Raw genomic sequence first — 15640 nt, 5'->3', positions numbered from 1 at the left:
GCGCAATGAATGCCCTCTCCCGCTTCGCCCGCACGGCCGGCGCCGCCACCCTCGTGGCGCTGCTCGCCGCTTGTGGCGGCGACGATGACGACAACAACTCCCCCGTCGCCGAGACGCCTCCGCCTGTCACGGAAACGCCGGCCGCACCGCCCGCCCCCGTGCAAGTCGCGTTCATGCCCGACATCCACTTTCATGACGTCTACGCCGACTTCAAAGATGGCTCGTTTCCTGGCATTCCGAATCCGAAGCATGGCGACAACGCCACCATTCGGACGATGTACGCGCAACTGACGTCGACCCGCCTGTTCAACGAAAACTACTTCGCGTTCCTGGCCGCGCTGGATGACGCCGTGTCGCGCGGCGTGAAGTACATCGCCCTGCCCGGCGACTTCTCGGATGATGGCCAGCCCGTGCACATGCGCGGGCTGGTCAAGATCATGGACGAGTATTCGAAGAAGCATGGCATCCAGTTCTTTGCGGCCCCGGGCAACCATGACCCCAACCGCCCCTTCAACCAGGCCGCCGGCAAGAGCGACTACCTGGGCCTGGACCCGGCCACCGGCGCCATCGGCTTCTCGCAACCGATCTACAGCCGCGGCGGCAATGCTGCGTGCAGCACCCCCTACAGCGGTGACTGGGCGCTGGTCGGCAGCACGTATTGCACCGAAGAAGTCCTGCACATGGGGTACGCGGGCATCACCGACGCATTGAAGCAGCACGGCTTCATGCCGCAGCCGCAAAACGTCTATTACGAAACGCCGTACAGCACCTACAAGTACGAAGACTACGACTACACCACTGCGCGAGACCAGGCCAACTGGATCAATCGCCAGTACGAAATCTGCGCCGAAGGCACGGGCGGCCCGAACAAGCCGCAGAACTACACGCTGTGCAAGATGGTGCCCGATACGTCCTACGTGGTGGAACCGGTCAAGGGCGTGTGGCTGGTCGGCATCGACGCCAACGTCTATGTGCCCACCGGTACCGGTGCGAATGATTTCACCGGCTCGGGCGACCAGGGCTACAACAAGATGCTCACGCACAAGGCGCACGTCATCAAATGGCTGAAGGACGTGGTTGCGCGCGGCAAGGCGCAGGGCAAGCAGGTCATCGCCTTCAGCCACTTCCCGATGTCGGAATTCTTCAACGGTGCGTCGGACGATATCGAAGCGCTGCTGGGCGCCAACAAGATGCAGATGATCCGCCGCCCGGCCGAGAACACCACGCGCGCGCTGGCCGAAACCGGTTTGAAGGTGCACGTGGGCGGCCACATGCACTTCAACGACATGGCGGCGCGCAACTACGGCGCGGACACGGCGCTGTTCAACATCCAGGCGCCGTCGATGGCGGCCTACGTGCCGGCCTACAAGCTGATGACGCTGCAAAGCGCGGACGAGATCGAAGTGCAAACCATCCGTCTGGACAAGGTGCCGCGCTTTGACGAACTGTTCGACCTGTACCGCGCCGAGAACGCCTACACAACGCCCGCGCGCTGGGACGTGTCGATTCTGGACGCCAAGGACTACGGCGACTTCACCTATCGCTACATGAGCGAACTGGTGCGCCTGCGCCTGCTCAACGACGACTGGCGCTGCGAGATGCGTGAACTGGTCAAGAGTCCGCTCACCGGCGCTGATCTGCTGACGCTGTCGCAACTGCAAACCACCGTCACGCTGAAGGAACTGGCGAACACCGGCAATCAGAACAATCTGACTTCCGCCTTCTTCGCTTGCCTCTCCGACGGCGGCGGCAGCGGCGGCAGCGGCGCCAGCAATGCGGCGTATGCCGGCAACCTGGCGGACGCCCAAGCCCGTGCACAAGCGCTGGCGCAAGCCAACGGCATGCAGCTGTCGGACTTCGCGCAGTGGAAGGCGTTGGATATGGCGGGTGACTTCGTGCGCATTGCCAACGCGGGCGACCTGGCGTTTGCCGACATCCCCGCGCAACGCGCCAATCAGTACAAGTTGCTGGCCCAGGCGCTTGCCAACACGAACGCGTCGGTGCAGATGAACGGCAACAGCGTCAGCAACGCCAACACGCTGGCCGACCTGTTCAAGGCGCGCTTCAAGCCGCTGATGGCGATCATGCTGAAGCTGGCTGCGGGTGCTCCGTCGGAACACATCCGGCTGGACCTGAGCAGCAACAGCATCGTCAATCTGTCGACCCAGCCTTCACCCTTCTAAAACCGACAACAAGCGCGAGTTGATGGCAAACGGCTCACGATCAGTGAGCCGTTTGCTTAACCGCGAGCGCGCATGTCCCGAGGTGTCATGCCGAACCGGTTCTTGAACAGGCGGCTGAAGTGCGACGGGTGGGTAAAGCCCACCTGATACGCCAGCTCGCCGATACCGCGATGCTGATGCCTGGGGTCCAGCAGCAATTCGCGGCAGCGATCCAGACGCTGATCGAAGATGAAGGACTCCACCGACAAGCCGCCTGCCCGCAGGATGCGATGCAGATACGCCACCGACACCCCACAGCCCTGCGCCACGTGTTGCGGCGACAGTGCCGGGTCGGCCAGATGCTGTCGGATATACGCCAGCACCCGCTGCCGATGCGCCAAGGTAACGCTGCTATCCGATTCAGACGCATGCCCCTGCCCCGACTGCACCAGGAACAGCACGATCAAATCGATCAAGCGTTCGCCAAGCTCGGTGACTTCAGTGTCCGACCAGCCGCCCATGCCTTTGAACAGATGGTCCATGTAGCTGGCCAACATCGCACCGCGCGGGGAGCCGTCGTCGATGCGCAGCTTGTGGAACGCGCCGATACGCGAATCCCGCTGCGACAAGGCGCTGCGCGGAAACGACACGCTCAGGCTGCGATAGCCCGATGAGCCCAACGCCGTCGCCTGATACGGCAGGCTTTGGTTCATCAGGTACACGCACCCCGGTTCGACCTGGAATTCACGGCCTTGCTGGCGCACGGCCAGCGGGCCGGACAACGGCAGGCCAAAGGTGTAGAACTCCTGGTCCAGCCGCGACACATTTCCCACCGTGCGCTCCAGCTTCTGTCCCTGATAGTGCAGGTCATTGAATTGAAGGCTGGCGCGGCGGGCGTAGCGCACGTGTCCCGCAAAATGATCCGGCTTGCCGCGGTGCACTTCAAACGGGCCGAACGCGTCCGACAAAGCCGCTCGCCATTGCTCACGCCCGTCGGCGCCGGCGCTGGCCGAAATGGCGAATTCCGTATCGGGCATGTCGCGGTCTCCTGTACGCGGCGGGAAGCGCAATTTGATCTTGCGTCTACAACCTTTTGACTCACCCTGCTCTGGGGTGCGCGACGCATTGTGGATGCATCTGGCGCAAGTCTATAGTCAGCCCGATAAGCACACAACCTGGACAACCCGGGAGGAGACTCATGGCAAACGCGCCCGTAACGGCAGGCCGCCACACGCCTGTTTCGCGCTATCTGCGCTGCGAAGGCCGCGAGCTGCACTACATGGAATGGGGCACGCCCGACGCGCCCCCCATCGTCATGTGGCACGGGCTGGCCCGCACCGGCCGCGATTTCGACGACTTGGCACAAGCGCTGGCGGATGACTACCGCATCCTGTGTCCCGACACGATCGGGCGCGGCCTGTCGCAATGGAGTCCCGACCCGGTGGCCGAATACCAGCTGGATTTCTACGCGCGCCTGGCGCGAGCGTTCGTCRATGGCTTGCAGCTAACCCACTTGCGCTGGGTGGGCACGTCAATGGGCGGCGCCACCGGCATGCACGCCGCCGCTACAACCTTGCGCGACCGCATCTCGCACCTGGTGGTCAACGACATCGGCCCGGAATTACCGCAGCCGGCCATCGAGCGCATCCTGGCCTATGTCGGCAACCCGCCCGCCTTCGACACCGTCACCGAATTGGAAGCGTGGCTGCGCGTTGCCTACAAGCCCTATGGCTGGCAAAGCGATGCGCAATGGCGGCGCATGGCCGAGACCTCGGTGCGGCGCCTGCCTGATGGGCGCGTCACCGCGCATTACGACCCGGCCATCGCGGGACAGTTCAGCCACCACCCCAACGACTACAACCGCTGGAGCGGCTACGACTCGCTGCGCATGCCGCTGTTGCTCTTGCGCGGCGCAGATTCCGACTTGCTGTTGCCCGACGTCGCCCACGCCATGACGCAACGCGGCCCGCGCGCCCAACGCATCGACTTCCCCGACTGCGGCCACGCCCCCGCCTTGAACGTGGCGTCGCAGATCGACGCCATCCGCCACTTCCTTGCCACGCCCGCCGCCCCGGCAGACACGCGCGCCCACTGATACCAGGAGACTCCCCATGAATCGCATTCTGCTTGCCGCGCTGGCGGCCCTTTGCATGAATTCGGCCGCTGCGGCGAAGGACTTCGTCGTGGCTCATGTTTACGACAAAACGGGCCCGCTGGAGGCCTACGCCAAACAGACGCAGAACGGCCTGATGCTGGGCCTGGAATACGCAACCCAAGGCACGATGACGGTTGCCGGCCGCAAGATTCGCGTGATCGAAAAAGACAACCAGGGCAAGCCCGATGTGGCGCGTGCGCAGCTGGCGTCCGCCTACGCCGACGATAACGCCGACATCGCCGTCGGCCCGACCTCGTCTGGTGTGGCGCTGGCCATGCTGCCGATCGCCGAAGAGTACGAAAAGATCTTGCTGGTGGAGCCCGCCGTGGCCGATTCCATCACGGGCGAAAAGTGGAACAAGTACATCTTCCGCACAGGCCGCAACTCGTCGCAGGATGCCATCGCCAACGCGGTGGCGTTCGACCAGGCAGGCACGTCCATCGCCATGCTGGCGCAAGACTATGCCTTTGGCCGCGACGGCGTGAAGGCCTTCAAGGGCGCGCTGAAGAACGCCAAGATCGTGCACGAAGAATATCTGCCCGCCAACGCCACCGACTTCACCGCTGGCGCGCAGCGTTTGTTCGATGCGCTGAAAGACAAGCCGGGCCGCAAGATCATCTTCATCTTGTGGGCGGGTGCGGGCAACCCGTTCAAGATCGCCGATCTGGACCCCAAGCGCTTCGGCATCGAGATCGCCACGGGCGGCAATACGCTGGCCGCGATGACGCCGTTGAAGTCTCTGGCGGGCATGGAAGGCGCCACGTATTACTACTACGGTATCCCCAAGAATCCGATCAATGATTGGCTCGTTGCCGAACACCAGAAGCGCTACGGCCAGCCGCCGGACTTCTTCACAGCGGGCGGCATGTCGTCGGGCATTGCGATCGTGGCCGCGCTGAACAAGACCGCAGGCAACTCCGACACCGACACGCTCATCAAGGCGATGGAAGGCATGAGCTTCGACACGCCCAAGGGCAAGATGACCTTCCGCCCCGAAGACCATCAAGCCATGCAATCGATGTACCACTTCCGCATCAAGAACGATCCGTCGGTGCCATGGGCTGTGCAGGATCTGGTCAAGGAAATCACGCCTGACCAGATGAACGTGCCGATCCAGAACAAACGCTGAACGCCGCCACCAACATGCTGGAAACCCAATCGCTCACGATCCGTTTCGGCGGGCACGTGGCCGTCAACAATGTCAGTTGCCGCTATGCGCCTGGCACGCTGACGGCCATCGTCGGCCCCAACGGCGCGGGCAAAACGACCTACTTCAATCTGATCTCGGGCCAGCTGCGCGCAAGCGCAGGCTCGGTGAGTTTGAACGGGCGCGACCTGACATCGTTATCAGCCCCGGCTCGCATGCATGCCGGCCTGGGCCGCGCCTTTCAATTGACGCAACTGTTCCCTCGCCTGACCGTGCATGAGAACGTGCGGCTGGCGCTGCAATCGCGCCAGCAAGGCATGAGCTGGCGCCGCATCCGCTTCTGGCGCACTTGGGACGATGACCGCAACCTGCTCGCGCGCGCCGATGCGTTACTGGAACGCACCCGCTTGTCGGCGCGGCGTGACCAGGCCGCCGCCGACCTGCCGCATGGCGATCAACGCAAGCTGGAAATCGCCATGCTGATTGCGCTGGAACCGCAAGTGTTCATGTTCGACGAACCCACGGCCGGCATGAGCGTGGACGACGTGCCCGTGGTGCTGGAGCTGATCCGCGAAATCAAGACGGATTCATCGAAAACGATTCTGCTGGTGGAGCACAAGATGGATGTGGTGCGTGAATTGGCTGACCGCATCGTCGTATTGCATAACGGCCAGCTGATGGCGGACGGCGACCCGGCCACCGTCATCGCGTCTCCCATCGTGCAACAGGCCTATCTGGGCATCAGCCCGACGGAGACGCCGGCATGAGCGCCCCGCTGCTGCTGGAGCTGCAAGGGGTGCATACCCACATCGGCGCGTACCACATCCTGCACGGCGTGGACCTGGCGGTGCCGTCTGCTGGGGTCACCATGCTGCTGGGCCGCAACGGCGCCGGCAAGACCACGACGCTGCGCACGATCATGGGGTTGTGGCGGGCCTCGCAAGGCCAGGTGACGTTTGACGGCACCCCGATTGGCGGGCCGGGCACACGCAAATCACCGCCTGACATGGCTCGCATGGGCATGGCCTATGTGCCCGAAAACATGGGCATCTTTGCGGATTTGTCGGTGAAGGAAAACATCTTGCTCGCTGCGCGCCAGGCGCGCAGCGCGGACCAGCTCGACACCGCCCGGCTGGAATGGATCTTCGGCTTTTTCCCGGCGCTGAAAAAATTCTGGCTGCATCCGGCAGGCAAGCTGTCGGGCGGACAGAAGCAGATGCTGGCAGTGGCGCGCGCCATCATCGAGCCGCGCCGGCTGCTGTTGATCGACGAACCCAGCAAGGGTCTTGCGCCCGCCATCATCCAGAACATGATCGACGCCTTCATCGAGCTCAAGCAGGCTTCCACCACCATCCTGCTGGTTGAGCAGAACTTCAATTTCGCACGGCAGGTCGGCGATCACGTCGCCGTCATGGACAACGGCCGTGTCGTGCATGCCGGCGGCATGCGCGAGCTGGCGGACGACGACGCGCTGCAAACCAGTCTGTTGGGCCTGTCTTTGGGAAGCCATCAATGAGCACCGTGGATATTGATACCCCGCTGCCGCGCGTGCGCGCGGACCTGCGGCCCGTGCTGCTGGTGCTGGCGCTGGCCGCCATTGCGCTGCCGCTGGTCGGCTCGCTGTCGACCTGGGTCACGCTGACGCTGGCGGGCCTGGCCATGGGCATGATCATCTTCATCGTGGCCTCTGGCATGACACTCGTGTTCGGGCTGATGGACGTGCTGAACTTCGGGCACGGTCTCTTCATCGCCATCGGCGCCTACATGGCGGCCACGGTACTGAGCGGCATGGCCGACTGGACACAATCCGGCAGCCTGTGGATGAACCTGGCGGCCGTACTGCCTGCGATGATCGTCGGCATGCTCGTGGCCGGTGCTGTCGGGCTGGCATTCGAACGCGTGATCGTGCGGCCGGTGTATGGGCAGCACCTGAAGCAGATCCTGATCACGATGGGCGGGATGATCATCGGTGAGGAAATCATCAAGATGATCTGGGGTCCGCAGACGCTATCCTTGCCGCTGCCCGAGGCGCTGCGCGGCGCGTTCCTGTTGGGCGATGCCGCCATCGAGAAGTTCCGCATCGTGGCGCTGGTGGTGGGCGTGCTGGTGCTGGGCGGCATGCTGTGGCTGCTGAACCGCACCAAGCTGGGCCTGCTGATCCGCGCGGGCGTCGAAGACCGGGAAATGGTGGAAAGCCTGGGCTACCGCATCCGGCATTTGTTCGTCGGCGTGTTTGTGGCCGGGTCGATGCTGGCCGGGCTGGGCGGTGTGCTGTGGGGGATGTATCAGCAATCGGTTGTGCCGCAGCTGGGTGCGCAGGTCAATGTGCTGATCTTCATCGTCATCATGATCGGCGGGCTGGGGTCGACGGTAGGCTGCCTGATCGGTGCGCTGCTGGTCGGCTTGATGGCCAACTACACCGGCTTCCTGCTGCCCAAGGCTGCTCTCTTTTCGAACATAGCGCTGATGGTCGCCATTCTGTTGTGGCGGCCGCAAGGCGTGTATCCGGTCACGAACCGCTAGGAGCCGCGATATGTCTTTCCGCCTGCTCTCCGGCGACCCGCCCCGCAGCCCGCTATTGGCGTTGGCGCTGATCGCGATTGTCGCCTTGCTTGCCACGGCGCCCTTCCTTTTTCCCGGCCCGAAGTCGCTGGCGGTGGCCGCGAAGATTCTGGTGTTCGTGATTTTGGTCGCAAGCTATGACCTGCTGCTGGGATACACCGGCATCGTGAGCTTTGCGCACACCATGTTCTTTGGCATCGGCGCCTATGGCGTCGCGATTGCCAGCATCCGCATGGAGCCGGGCTGGACCGCCGTGTTCGCGGGTGTGGGTGCGGGCCTTGCGGTGTCGCTGGCGTTCGCGTTGTTGATCGGCCTGGCCAGCCTGCGCGTGCGAGCGATCTTCTACGCAATGATCACCTTAGCCGTCGCGGCGGCGTTCCAGACGTTGGTGTCGCAGTTGTCTGATCTGACGGGTGGCGAAGATGGCCTGAACTTCAAGGTGCCCCAGATGTTGCGACCGGCGTTCCGGCCATTTTCCGAGCCGGTGTTCGGCGTCACGATCGACGGCCGCATCATCACGTACTACCTGATCGCCGCGGTGTGCGTCGTGCTGTTCCTGATGCTGCTGCGCATCGTTAACTCGCCGTTTGGCCGAGTGCTGCAAGCCATCCGCGAGAACCCGTTCCGAGCCGAGGCCATTGGCTATCGCACGGTGCTGTATCGCAGCCTGTCAAACCTGCTTGCCGCCGCCTTCGCCACGCTGGCGGGCGCGATGTACGCGTTATGGCTGCGCTACAACGGGCCGGATACCTCGCTGTCGTTCGAGATCATGCTGAACATCCTGCTGATGCTGGTGATTGGCGGCATGGGCACGATGTACGGCGCAGTGGTCGGCGCGAGCCTATTTGTGTTCGCACAAAGCTATCTGCAAGATGGCCTGCACATCATTCACGATGCGGTGACGGGCGTGGCGCCCCTGGCGCTGCTATTCGAACCCGACCGCTGGCTGCTGTGGCTGGGGATTTTGTTCGTGGTGTCGGTGTATTACTTCCCGACGGGTATTGCCGGGCGGCTGCGGGAATTTACGCGGCGGCGCTGAATAGCCGTCGCCTGCCCGGCGCCGCTGGCGTCAACGGCCACGGTTACCCAAGTCGTCGGCATCACGCCTCAGGCCATTGACGCGCCGTTGCATCTCGTCAACGCTGCGCCGGGTATCGCTACCGGTACGATCCAGTTGCGAGCCTGAAGGCGTGGGCGCTAGCTTCGGCATGTTCATCGGCGCGCCGGCGTTCAACGGAATCATTGCTGGGGGATGCGGATCTGCTGCGGCGGGCCTTTCCGTCAGCAGCTTCTCAAGCATGCGCAACTGGTCACGCTGGGTTTGCAGCGACCGTTCCTGGTCCATCAGCGCCTGCTCATTTTCGTCGTCGGTGCCAAAGATGGCGGCGTGATCGCGTGACGAGCCATCGAGGCGCACACGAGCGTCCGGTCCCGCATTCAGCAACGCCCGTCCAAGCGAGGCATGGTCCGTAATGGGCGCGGCCGCAGCTGGTGTCGCAGCGGTAGCGGCAGGCGCGGCCTCGGCAGTGCTTGGAGCGCGAGGGGTTGCGTCGGCATGGGTCGTCTGTGGCTGCGCTTGCACCTGCGCGGGTGTTTGCGGCTGCGGCTGCGGCTGCGCCACGCTGCCCGCGCTCAACAAGCCCAACCAGAGCCCCGTCATAAAGCGGCGCATGATGTCGTGTGATCCTCCACTTTCGAAATGCGAAAAAAAACGGCAAGGGGTTTAGCCCTTGCCGTTTTATATCAGAACGGCGAACCGTTCCGATGAACTGCTTTACTTAGATGATACGTGCGGCTTCAACCAGACGCACCACACGCCACGACTTCGAGCGCGAGATGGGGCGGCCTTCAGCGATTTCAACCGTATCGCCTTCGTTGTATTGGTTCGATTCATCGTGCGCCTTGTACTTCGCGGAGCGCATGATGATCTTGCCGAAGATGGGGTGCTTGACGCGGCGCTCGACGAGCACAACGACAGTCTTGTCCATCTTGTTGCTGACGACCTTGCCAACCAGCGTACGCTGGCGCTTGGCCACTTGGGTGTTTTGAGTTTCGCTCATGTTTATTTCCCTGCCTTCTCGGTCAGCAAGGTACGAACGCGCGCGATGTCGCGACGCACGTTGCGCAGCTGGCTGGTGTTGGCCAGTTGCTGCGTGGCCTTCTGCATACGCAGACCGAATTGTGCCTTCAGCAGGCTTTCGAGCTCTTTGCCGAGCTCGGCGGCGTCTTTCGAACGGAGTTCGCTAGCTTTCATGTTAGGTCTCCTTAAGCACCGATGTGACGAGCGACGAACGTCGTCGAGATCGGCAACTTGGCAGCGGCCAGACGGAAAGCTTCACGTGCGATTTCTTCGCTCACACCTTCCATTTCGTAGAGCACTTTGCCGGGTTGAATTTCAGCGACCCAGTACTCCGGATTGCCCTTACCGTTACCCATGCGGACTTCGGCAGGCTTTTGCGAGATGGGCTTATCCGGGAAAATGCGGATCCAGATACGGCCGCCACGCTTGATGTGACGATTGATAGCACGACGAGCGGCTTCGATCTGGCGAGCGGTCAGACGGCCACGGCCGGTGGCCTTCAGACCGAATTCGCCGAACGACACGTGGGTACCACGAGTCGCCAGACCGGTGTTGCGGCCCTTCTGCTCTTTGCGATACTTTCTGCGAGAGGGTTGCAGCATGGTTATTCTCCTTCAGGCGCCGGAGCAGCGTCCGCCTTGCGGGGACCACCACGACCACGACCACCCGGACGACCGGTGCGAGCACCGTCCGGACGATCACCACGCGGAGCGCGGCGCGGACGACGTTCTTCTTCGCGCGGGGCAGCGGTTTCCGGCGGCAATTCGCCGTTAGCCAGCATGTCGCCCTTGTAGACCCAGACCTTGATGCCGATCACGCCATACGTGGTGTGGGCTTCGGAGGTGCCGTAGTCAATGTTGGCCTTCAGGGTGTGCAGCGGCACACGGCCTTCGCGATACCACTCGGTGCGAGCAATTTCGATACCGTTCAGACGGCCCGAGCTCATGATCTTGATGCCTTGGGCACCCAGACGCATCGCGTTTTGCATCGCGCGCTTCATTGCGCGACGGAACATGATGCGCTTCTCGAGCTGTTGCGAGATCGAGTCGGCGATCAGTTGAGCATCGGTTTCCGGCTTGCGGATTTCTTCGATGTTGACGTGCACAGGCACGCCCATCAGACGCTGCAGATCAGCCTTCAGGCTTTCGATGTCTTCGCCGCGCTTGCCGATCACCACGCCCGGACGAGCCGAGTAGACGGTGATGCGGGCATTCTTGGCCGGACGCTCGATGATCACGCGACCAACGGAGGCGCTCTTGAGCTTCTTCTTCAGGTACTCGCGAACGCGAATGTCTTCGGCAAGCATCGTGCCGAAGGCCTTGTCGTCGGCGAACCAACGCGAGGACCAATTACGGGTGACCGCGAGACGGAACCCAGTGGGGTGAATTTTCTGACCCATCGTGACTCCTTAAGCTCCGACCTTGACCGTGATATGGCAGGTCTGCTTCTCGATACGGTTGCCGCGGCCCTTGGCGCGAGCGGAGAAGCGCTTCATCGACTGAGCCTTGTCCACAAAAATCGTGGTGACTTTCAGTTCGTCGATATCGGCGCCGTCGTTGTGCTCGGCGTTGGCGATGGCGGACTCGACAGCCTTCTTCAGGATGACGGCAGCCTTCTTCGGCGAGAAGGTGAGGATTTCCAGGGCACGGCCGACCTTCTGACCACGGATCAAGTCCGCAACCAGACGCGTCTTCTGTGCCGAGATGTGCACCCCACGGATAATGGCAGTAGTTTCCATCGCTTACCTCTTCGCCTTCTTGTCCGCAGCGTGGCCCTTGAACGTACGGGTCAGCGCGAACTCGCCCAGCTTGTGACCGACCATGTTCTCGTTGATGTACACGGGGACATGTTGCTTGCCGTTGTGCACAGCGATCGTCAGACCGATGAACTCGGGCAGGATCGTGGAACGACGCGACCAGGTCTTGATCGGCTTCTTGTCTTTGCCCGCGACGGCCGTGTCCACCTTTTTGATCAGGTGAGCATCGACAAACGGGCCTTTCTTGATCGAACGTGACATAGTGTTCGCCTCTTACTTGCGCTTGCGCCGTTGGACGATCATATTGTTCGTCCGCTTGTTGCGACGGGTCTTGAAACCCTTCGCCGGAGTACCCCACGGGCTGACCGGTTCGCGTGCTTCACCGGTACGGCCTTCGCCGCCACCGTGCGGGTGATCCACCGGGTTCATGGCAACGCCACGAACCGTCGGGCGGATACCGCGCCAACGCATTGCACCGGCCTTGCCAATTTGGCGCAGGCTGTGTTCTTCGTTACCGACTTCACCGATGGTGGCGCGGCATTCGATGTGCACACGGCGGACTTCACCCGAGCGCAGACGCACTTGAGCGTAGATGCCTTCGCGAGCCAGCAGGACGGCGGAAGCGCCGGCCGAACGGACCATCTGAGCACCCTTGCCAGGCAGCATTTCAACGCAGTGAATCGTCGTACCCACCGGGATGTTGCGGATCGGCAGCGTGTTACCGGCGCGGATCGGAGCATCGGTGCCCGACAGCAGGGTTGCACCCACTTCCAGACCACGCGGAGCGATGATGTAACGACGTTCGCCGTCGGCGTAGCACAGCAGAGCAATGTGCGCCGTACGGTTGGGGTCATATTCCAGACGCTCAACCTTCGCCGGGATACCGTCCTTGTCGCGACGGAAGTCGACGACACGGTAGTGTTGCTTGTGACCACCGCCGCGATGGCGGATCGTGATGTGACCGTTGTTGTTACGGCCAGAACCACGGGTCTTCTTTTCCAGCAGCGGCGCGTAGGGCTCACCCTTGTGCAGGTTCGGGCTAACAACCTTCACCATGCCACGGCGGCCAGCCGAAGTCGGCTTAACTTTTACGAGGGCCATTTACTTCACCTCCGCAAAGTCGATTTCCTGGCCGTCCTTGAGCGACACGTAAGCCTTGCGCTCATTACGGCGACGGCCAACGAATCGGCCAAAGCGCTTGACTTTGCCCTTACGGTTGAGGACCTGCACGGACTCGACCTGCACCTTGAAGAGCAGTTCGACGGCAGCCTTGATTTCCGGCTTGGTAGCGTCAGCCACGACACGGAAAGCGACTTGCTGATTCTTCTCAGCGACGAACGTGGCCTTTTCGGTCACGATCGGAGCCAGAATGACTTGCATCAAGCGTTCAGCGTTCATCCCAGCATCTCCTCGAGTTGAGCGATGGCCGGCTTGGTGATCAGCACTTTCTTGTAGTGGACCAGCGACAACGGATCGGCATAACGGGGCTCGACAACAGCAACGTGCGGCAGGTTGCGGGTGGCGAGGTAAACATTCTCATCAACGCTGTCGGTGATGATCAGGACCGAGTCCAGGCCCAGGCTCTTCAGCTTTGCAGCAGCAGCCTTGGTCTTGGGCGATTCCAGATCAAACGATTCGACAACAGCGATGCGGTCTTCACGGGCCAGTTGCGACAAGATCGAACGGATCCCGGCGCGGTACATCTTCTTGTTGACCTTCTGGGTGAAGTTCTCTTCGGGCGAGTTCGGGAAAATCCGACCACCGCCACGCCACAGCGGCGACGAAGTCATACCAGCGCGTGCGCGGCCGGTACCCTTCTGGCGCCAGGGCTTCTTGGTCGAGTGCTTAACTTCAGTGCGATCCTTCTGAGCGCGGTTGCCGGCACGGGCATTGGCTTGGAAAGCCACCACGATCTGATGAATCAGCGCTTCGTTGAAGTCACGGCCGAAGATCGTATCGGGCGCGCTGAACGTAGCAGCGGCCTGACCTTGGTCGTTCAGGAGCTTGAGATCCATTTACTTACGCTCCCTTCTTGGCCGGGGCCTTGATGGCCGGGCGCACGACGATGTCGGCGCCAGCGTGGCCGGGGACAGCGCCCTTGACCAGCAGCAGGCCACGCTCAACGTCAACGCGAACGACGTCGAGGTTTTGAACGGTGCGGGTGACATCACCCAGGTGACCAGCCATGCGCTTACCCGGGAAAATGCGGCCCGGATCTTGTGCTTGACCAATCGAGCCGGGGACGCGGTGCGAACGGGAGTTACCGTGCGAAGCGCGTTGCGAACCGAAGTGGTGACGCTTGATGGTACCGGCGAAGCCTTTACCAATGGTCGTGCCCGTCACGTCGACCTGTTGGCCGGCTTCGAACACGGATTCCACGGCGATCACGGCACCGGCTGCAAATTCAGCAGCGCGAGCGGGATCAAGGCGGAATTCTTTGAGGATGCTACCGGCTTCAGTGCCGGCTTTGGCGTAGTGGCCCGTTTGCGGCTGAGCCACACGCGAGGCACGACGAGTGCCATAAGTCACTTGGATCGCGGCGTAGCCGTCGGTTTCCAGCGACTTAACTTGGGTCACGCGGTTGTTAGACACGTCCAGCACGGTTACCGGGATGGATTCACCTTCCTCGGTAAAAATGCGGGTCATGCCGACCTTGCGACCCACCAGCCCCAGCCGGTGAGCGGCGGGCGTGGGTGTCGAATTCGACATCGTTTTCTCCATTCCTGACTGCGATTGGTCAGGGCTAATCAGGCAAAAGGTAACGGCCTTTGCCCTACGACTATGTTCAACCTGGTTGGTATTGCCTGAGCCCGTCGTAGCTGTAAATCCCCGCGTGAATCTGCGGTACAGCGTTATGGTTCAGGTCATTCCGCCCATAGTTAGACTTGCCACAAAATGGCAAGCTTTGCATATTAGCATGATTTTTTCAGGCGGTACAAGTACTTAGCGCACTTTGGCTCAGCGCAAGCTGGCAATTTTGCGACACTGGCTTCGTCGCGGAACTGCCCCGCCAAGCGGGCGGACGTCAGCCGAACAGTAAGTGTTCGCTAACCCCGAGCGACGGCCAAGTGACGGCCAGGCGACGCATCTACAACACTGGCACCGTCCAAAACAAAATGGCCGCACTCCCTGAGGAATACGGCCATTTTTTTCGAGCCTACCGGCGAAGGTAGCAGGCTCGGTACGCCTTACTGCAGCGCGATTTCGACGTCGACGCCGGCCGGCAGGTCCAGACGCATCAGAGCGTCAACGGTCTTGTCGGTGGGATCAACGATGTCCATCAAGCGCTGATGGGTACGGATTTCGAACTGGTCACGCGACGTCTTGTTGACGTGCGGCGAACGCAGAACGTCGTAACGACGGATACGCGTGGGCAGCGGCACCGGGCCGCGGACAACGGCGCCCGTACGCTTGGCGGTGTCGACGATTTCAGCGGCCGATTGATCGATCAGCTTGTAATCGAAGGCTTTCAAGCGGATACGGATCTTTTGGTTTTTCATGGCGTTTCCTAAAGAACGAGAGGCGAAGGCGACGAGGCGCCCTCGCTGTTTGTTTGCTGCTTAAGTGATCCGAATTACTTCAGGATCTTGGCGACGACGCCGGCGCCGACGGTACGACCGCCTTCACGAATGGCGAAACGCAGACCTTCTTCCATGGCGATCGGAGCCAACAGCTTGACCGTCATGGCCACGTTGTCGCCCGGCAGAACCATTTCCTTGTCGGCCGGCAGCTCGATCGTGCCCGTCACGTCCGTCGTGCGGAAGTAGAACTGGGGACG

Annotated in this window: 21 protein-coding genes; 7 read left to right on the top strand and 14 right to left on the bottom strand. The window is 62.0% G+C overall.

Features of this window, described 5'->3' with window-relative positions; all coding sequences use genetic code 11:
* Window positions 1–5 precede the first annotated feature (5 nt).
* Window positions 6–2183: a metallophosphoesterase gene (locus AC1DSJ_RS19115; protein WP_441371926.1), complete on the top strand. Its 2178-nt coding sequence runs from the start codon at window positions 6–8 to the stop codon at window positions 2181–2183.
* A 56-nt stretch (window positions 2184–2239) separates the two neighbouring features.
* Here AC1DSJ_RS19115 and AC1DSJ_RS19110 read toward each other — a convergent pair whose 3' ends face one another.
* The gene (locus AC1DSJ_RS19110; protein WP_441371925.1) at window positions 2240–3199 is read right to left on the bottom strand and encodes an AraC-like ligand-binding domain-containing protein; all 960 of its coding nucleotides are present in this window, start codon (window positions 3197–3199) and stop codon (window positions 2240–2242) included.
* 161 nt (window positions 3200–3360) lie between these two features.
* Between AC1DSJ_RS19110 and AC1DSJ_RS19105 the strand changes: the two genes are divergently transcribed.
* The 6 genes from AC1DSJ_RS19105 to AC1DSJ_RS19080 are packed head-to-tail and all read left to right on the top strand — an operon-like array spanning window position 3361 to window position 9065.
* Window positions 3361–4257 carry an alpha/beta fold hydrolase gene (locus AC1DSJ_RS19105; protein ID WP_476760369.1) on the top strand — a complete coding sequence of 299 codons (897 nt, stop codon included), beginning with the start codon at window positions 3361–3363 and terminating at the stop codon, window positions 4255–4257.
* A 16-nt stretch (window positions 4258–4273) separates the two neighbouring features.
* On the top strand, window positions 4274–5446 hold the full coding sequence (locus AC1DSJ_RS19100; RefSeq protein ID WP_054420852.1) for a substrate-binding domain-containing protein: 1173 nt from the start codon (window positions 4274–4276) through the stop codon (window positions 5444–5446).
* A gap of 14 nt (window positions 5447–5460) precedes the next feature.
* A complete protein-coding gene (locus AC1DSJ_RS19095; RefSeq protein WP_054420853.1) occupies window positions 5461–6231 on the top strand; it encodes an ABC transporter ATP-binding protein in 771 nt (256 codons plus the stop codon).
* Complete coding sequence (locus AC1DSJ_RS19090) at window positions 6228–6980, top strand: ABC transporter ATP-binding protein (protein WP_054420854.1); 753 nt, start codon at window positions 6228–6230, stop codon at window positions 6978–6980. The genes AC1DSJ_RS19095 and AC1DSJ_RS19090 overlap by 4 nt, the downstream gene beginning before the upstream one ends.
* Entirely contained in the window at window positions 6977–7987 is a 1011-nt protein-coding gene (locus AC1DSJ_RS19085; RefSeq protein WP_054420855.1) for a branched-chain amino acid ABC transporter permease, read from the top strand. The genes AC1DSJ_RS19090 and AC1DSJ_RS19085 overlap by 4 nt, the downstream gene beginning before the upstream one ends.
* A 10-nt stretch (window positions 7988–7997) precedes the next feature.
* Window positions 7998–9065, top strand: coding sequence for a branched-chain amino acid ABC transporter permease (locus AC1DSJ_RS19080; protein WP_342066424.1), 1068 nt, complete (start codon window positions 7998–8000; stop codon window positions 9063–9065).
* A 30-nt stretch (window positions 9066–9095) separates the two neighbouring features.
* On the opposite strand, the gene AC1DSJ_RS19075 is transcribed toward AC1DSJ_RS19080, so the two are convergent.
* From AC1DSJ_RS19075 to AC1DSJ_RS19015, 13 genes are all read right to left on the bottom strand, one after another.
* The gene (locus AC1DSJ_RS19075; protein ID WP_245636237.1) at window positions 9096–9698 is read right to left on the bottom strand and encodes a hypothetical protein; all 603 of its coding nucleotides are present in this window, start codon (window positions 9696–9698) and stop codon (window positions 9096–9098) included.
* A gap of 106 nt (window positions 9699–9804) precedes the next feature.
* Window positions 9805–10086, bottom strand: a complete 282-nt coding sequence (gene rpsQ, locus AC1DSJ_RS19070) for a 30S ribosomal protein S17 (RefSeq protein ID WP_006216549.1) — start codon at window positions 10084–10086, stop codon at window positions 9805–9807.
* 2 nt (window positions 10087–10088) lie between these two features.
* On the bottom strand, window positions 10089–10280 hold the full coding sequence (rpmC, locus tag AC1DSJ_RS19065) for a 50S ribosomal protein L29 (protein ID WP_003806912.1): 192 nt from the start codon (window positions 10278–10280) through the stop codon (window positions 10089–10091).
* Window positions 10281–10291: 11 nt separating this feature from the next.
* Window positions 10292–10708, bottom strand: a complete 417-nt coding sequence (gene rplP, locus AC1DSJ_RS19060) for a 50S ribosomal protein L16 (RefSeq protein WP_006216552.1) — start codon at window positions 10706–10708, stop codon at window positions 10292–10294.
* 2 nt (window positions 10709–10710) lie between these two features.
* Complete coding sequence (rpsC, locus tag AC1DSJ_RS19055) at window positions 10711–11505, bottom strand: 30S ribosomal protein S3 (protein WP_006216553.1); 795 nt, start codon at window positions 11503–11505, stop codon at window positions 10711–10713.
* Window positions 11506–11514: 9 nt separating this feature from the next.
* Window positions 11515–11844, bottom strand: coding sequence for a 50S ribosomal protein L22 (gene rplV, locus AC1DSJ_RS19050; RefSeq protein ID WP_006227021.1), 330 nt, complete (start codon window positions 11842–11844; stop codon window positions 11515–11517).
* A 3-nt stretch (window positions 11845–11847) separates the two neighbouring features.
* Window positions 11848–12123, bottom strand: coding sequence for a 30S ribosomal protein S19 (gene rpsS, locus AC1DSJ_RS19045; protein WP_006216555.1), 276 nt, complete (start codon window positions 12121–12123; stop codon window positions 11848–11850).
* A 12-nt stretch (window positions 12124–12135) separates the two neighbouring features.
* Window positions 12136–12963 carry a 50S ribosomal protein L2 gene (gene rplB, locus AC1DSJ_RS19040; RefSeq protein ID WP_006216556.1) on the bottom strand — a complete coding sequence of 276 codons (828 nt, stop codon included), beginning with the start codon at window positions 12961–12963 and terminating at the stop codon, window positions 12136–12138.
* Window positions 12964–13260 (bottom strand): 50S ribosomal protein L23, encoded by a 297-nt coding sequence (gene rplW, locus AC1DSJ_RS19035; protein ID WP_006216557.1) that lies wholly within the window; start codon window positions 13258–13260, stop codon window positions 12964–12966. It abuts the gene before it with no gap.
* Window positions 13257–13877, bottom strand: coding sequence for a 50S ribosomal protein L4 (rplD, locus tag AC1DSJ_RS19030; protein WP_054420857.1), 621 nt, complete (start codon window positions 13875–13877; stop codon window positions 13257–13259). Before rplD ends, rplW begins: the two co-directional genes overlap by 4 nt.
* Window positions 13878–13881: 4 nt before the next feature.
* Entirely contained in the window at window positions 13882–14571 is a 690-nt protein-coding gene (gene rplC, locus AC1DSJ_RS19025; RefSeq protein ID WP_054420858.1) for a 50S ribosomal protein L3, read from the bottom strand.
* 479 nt (window positions 14572–15050) lie between these two features.
* Window positions 15051–15362, bottom strand: a complete 312-nt coding sequence (gene rpsJ, locus AC1DSJ_RS19020) for a 30S ribosomal protein S10 (protein ID WP_003806903.1) — start codon at window positions 15360–15362, stop codon at window positions 15051–15053.
* A gap of 74 nt (window positions 15363–15436) precedes the next feature.
* A partial coding sequence (locus AC1DSJ_RS19015; RefSeq protein WP_476757452.1) for an EF-Tu C-terminal domain-related protein occupies window positions 15437–15640 on the bottom strand: 204 nt, incomplete at its 5' end.

Source organism: Achromobacter sp. 01N37 (assembly GCF_056399725.1).
This window is presented reverse-complemented; position numbering and strand designations above follow the sequence as displayed.

What these genes read in the sequence shown, in the direction of transcription:
- AC1DSJ_RS19100 (WP_054420852.1), top strand. Translation starts at nt 4,274, where the DNA reads ATGAATCGCATTCTGCTTGCCGCGCTGGCGGCCCTTTGCATGAATTCG.
- rplV (WP_006227021.1), bottom strand. Translation starts at nt 11,844, where the DNA reads ATGGAAACTACTGCCATTATCCGTGGGGTGCACATCTCGGCACAGAAG.
- rpsQ (WP_006216549.1), bottom strand. Translation starts at nt 10,086, where the DNA reads ATGAGCGAAACTCAAAACACCCAAGTGGCCAAGCGCCAGCGTACGCTG.
- rpsJ (WP_003806903.1), bottom strand. Translation starts at nt 15,362, where the DNA reads ATGAAAAACCAAAAGATCCGTATCCGCTTGAAAGCCTTCGATTACAAG.
- rpsS (WP_006216555.1), bottom strand. Translation starts at nt 12,123, where the DNA reads ATGTCACGTTCGATCAAGAAAGGCCCGTTTGTCGATGCTCACCTGATC.
- AC1DSJ_RS19085 (WP_054420855.1), top strand. Translation starts at nt 6,977, where the DNA reads ATGAGCACCGTGGATATTGATACCCCGCTGCCGCGCGTGCGCGCGGAC.
- AC1DSJ_RS19115 (WP_441371926.1), top strand. Translation starts at nt 6, where the DNA reads ATGAATGCCCTCTCCCGCTTCGCCCGCACGGCCGGCGCCGCCACCCTC.
- rpsC (WP_006216553.1), bottom strand. Translation starts at nt 11,505, where the DNA reads ATGGGTCAGAAAATTCACCCCACTGGGTTCCGTCTCGCGGTCACCCGT.
- rplD (WP_054420857.1), bottom strand. Translation starts at nt 13,877, where the DNA reads ATGGATCTCAAGCTCCTGAACGACCAAGGTCAGGCCGCTGCTACGTTC.
- AC1DSJ_RS19075 (WP_245636237.1), bottom strand. Translation starts at nt 9,698, where the DNA reads ATGCGCCGCTTTATGACGGGGCTCTGGTTGGGCTTGTTGAGCGCGGGC.
- AC1DSJ_RS19080 (WP_342066424.1), top strand. Translation starts at nt 7,998, where the DNA reads ATGTCTTTCCGCCTGCTCTCCGGCGACCCGCCCCGCAGCCCGCTATTG.
- rpmC (WP_003806912.1), bottom strand. Translation starts at nt 10,280, where the DNA reads ATGAAAGCTAGCGAACTCCGTTCGAAAGACGCCGCCGAGCTCGGCAAA.
- rplC (WP_054420858.1), bottom strand. Translation starts at nt 14,571, where the DNA reads ATGTCGAATTCGACACCCACGCCCGCCGCTCACCGGCTGGGGCTGGTG.
- AC1DSJ_RS19095 (WP_054420853.1), top strand. Translation starts at nt 5,461, where the DNA reads ATGCTGGAAACCCAATCGCTCACGATCCGTTTCGGCGGGCACGTGGCC.
- AC1DSJ_RS19110 (WP_441371925.1), bottom strand. Translation starts at nt 3,199, where the DNA reads ATGCCCGATACGGAATTCGCCATTTCGGCCAGCGCCGGCGCCGACGGG.
- rplB (WP_006216556.1), bottom strand. Translation starts at nt 12,963, where the DNA reads ATGGCCCTCGTAAAAGTTAAGCCGACTTCGGCTGGCCGCCGTGGCATG.
- rplW (WP_006216557.1), bottom strand. Translation starts at nt 13,260, where the DNA reads ATGAACGCTGAACGCTTGATGCAAGTCATTCTGGCTCCGATCGTGACC.
- AC1DSJ_RS19090 (WP_054420854.1), top strand. Translation starts at nt 6,228, where the DNA reads ATGAGCGCCCCGCTGCTGCTGGAGCTGCAAGGGGTGCATACCCACATC.
- rplP (WP_006216552.1), bottom strand. Translation starts at nt 10,708, where the DNA reads ATGCTGCAACCCTCTCGCAGAAAGTATCGCAAAGAGCAGAAGGGCCGC.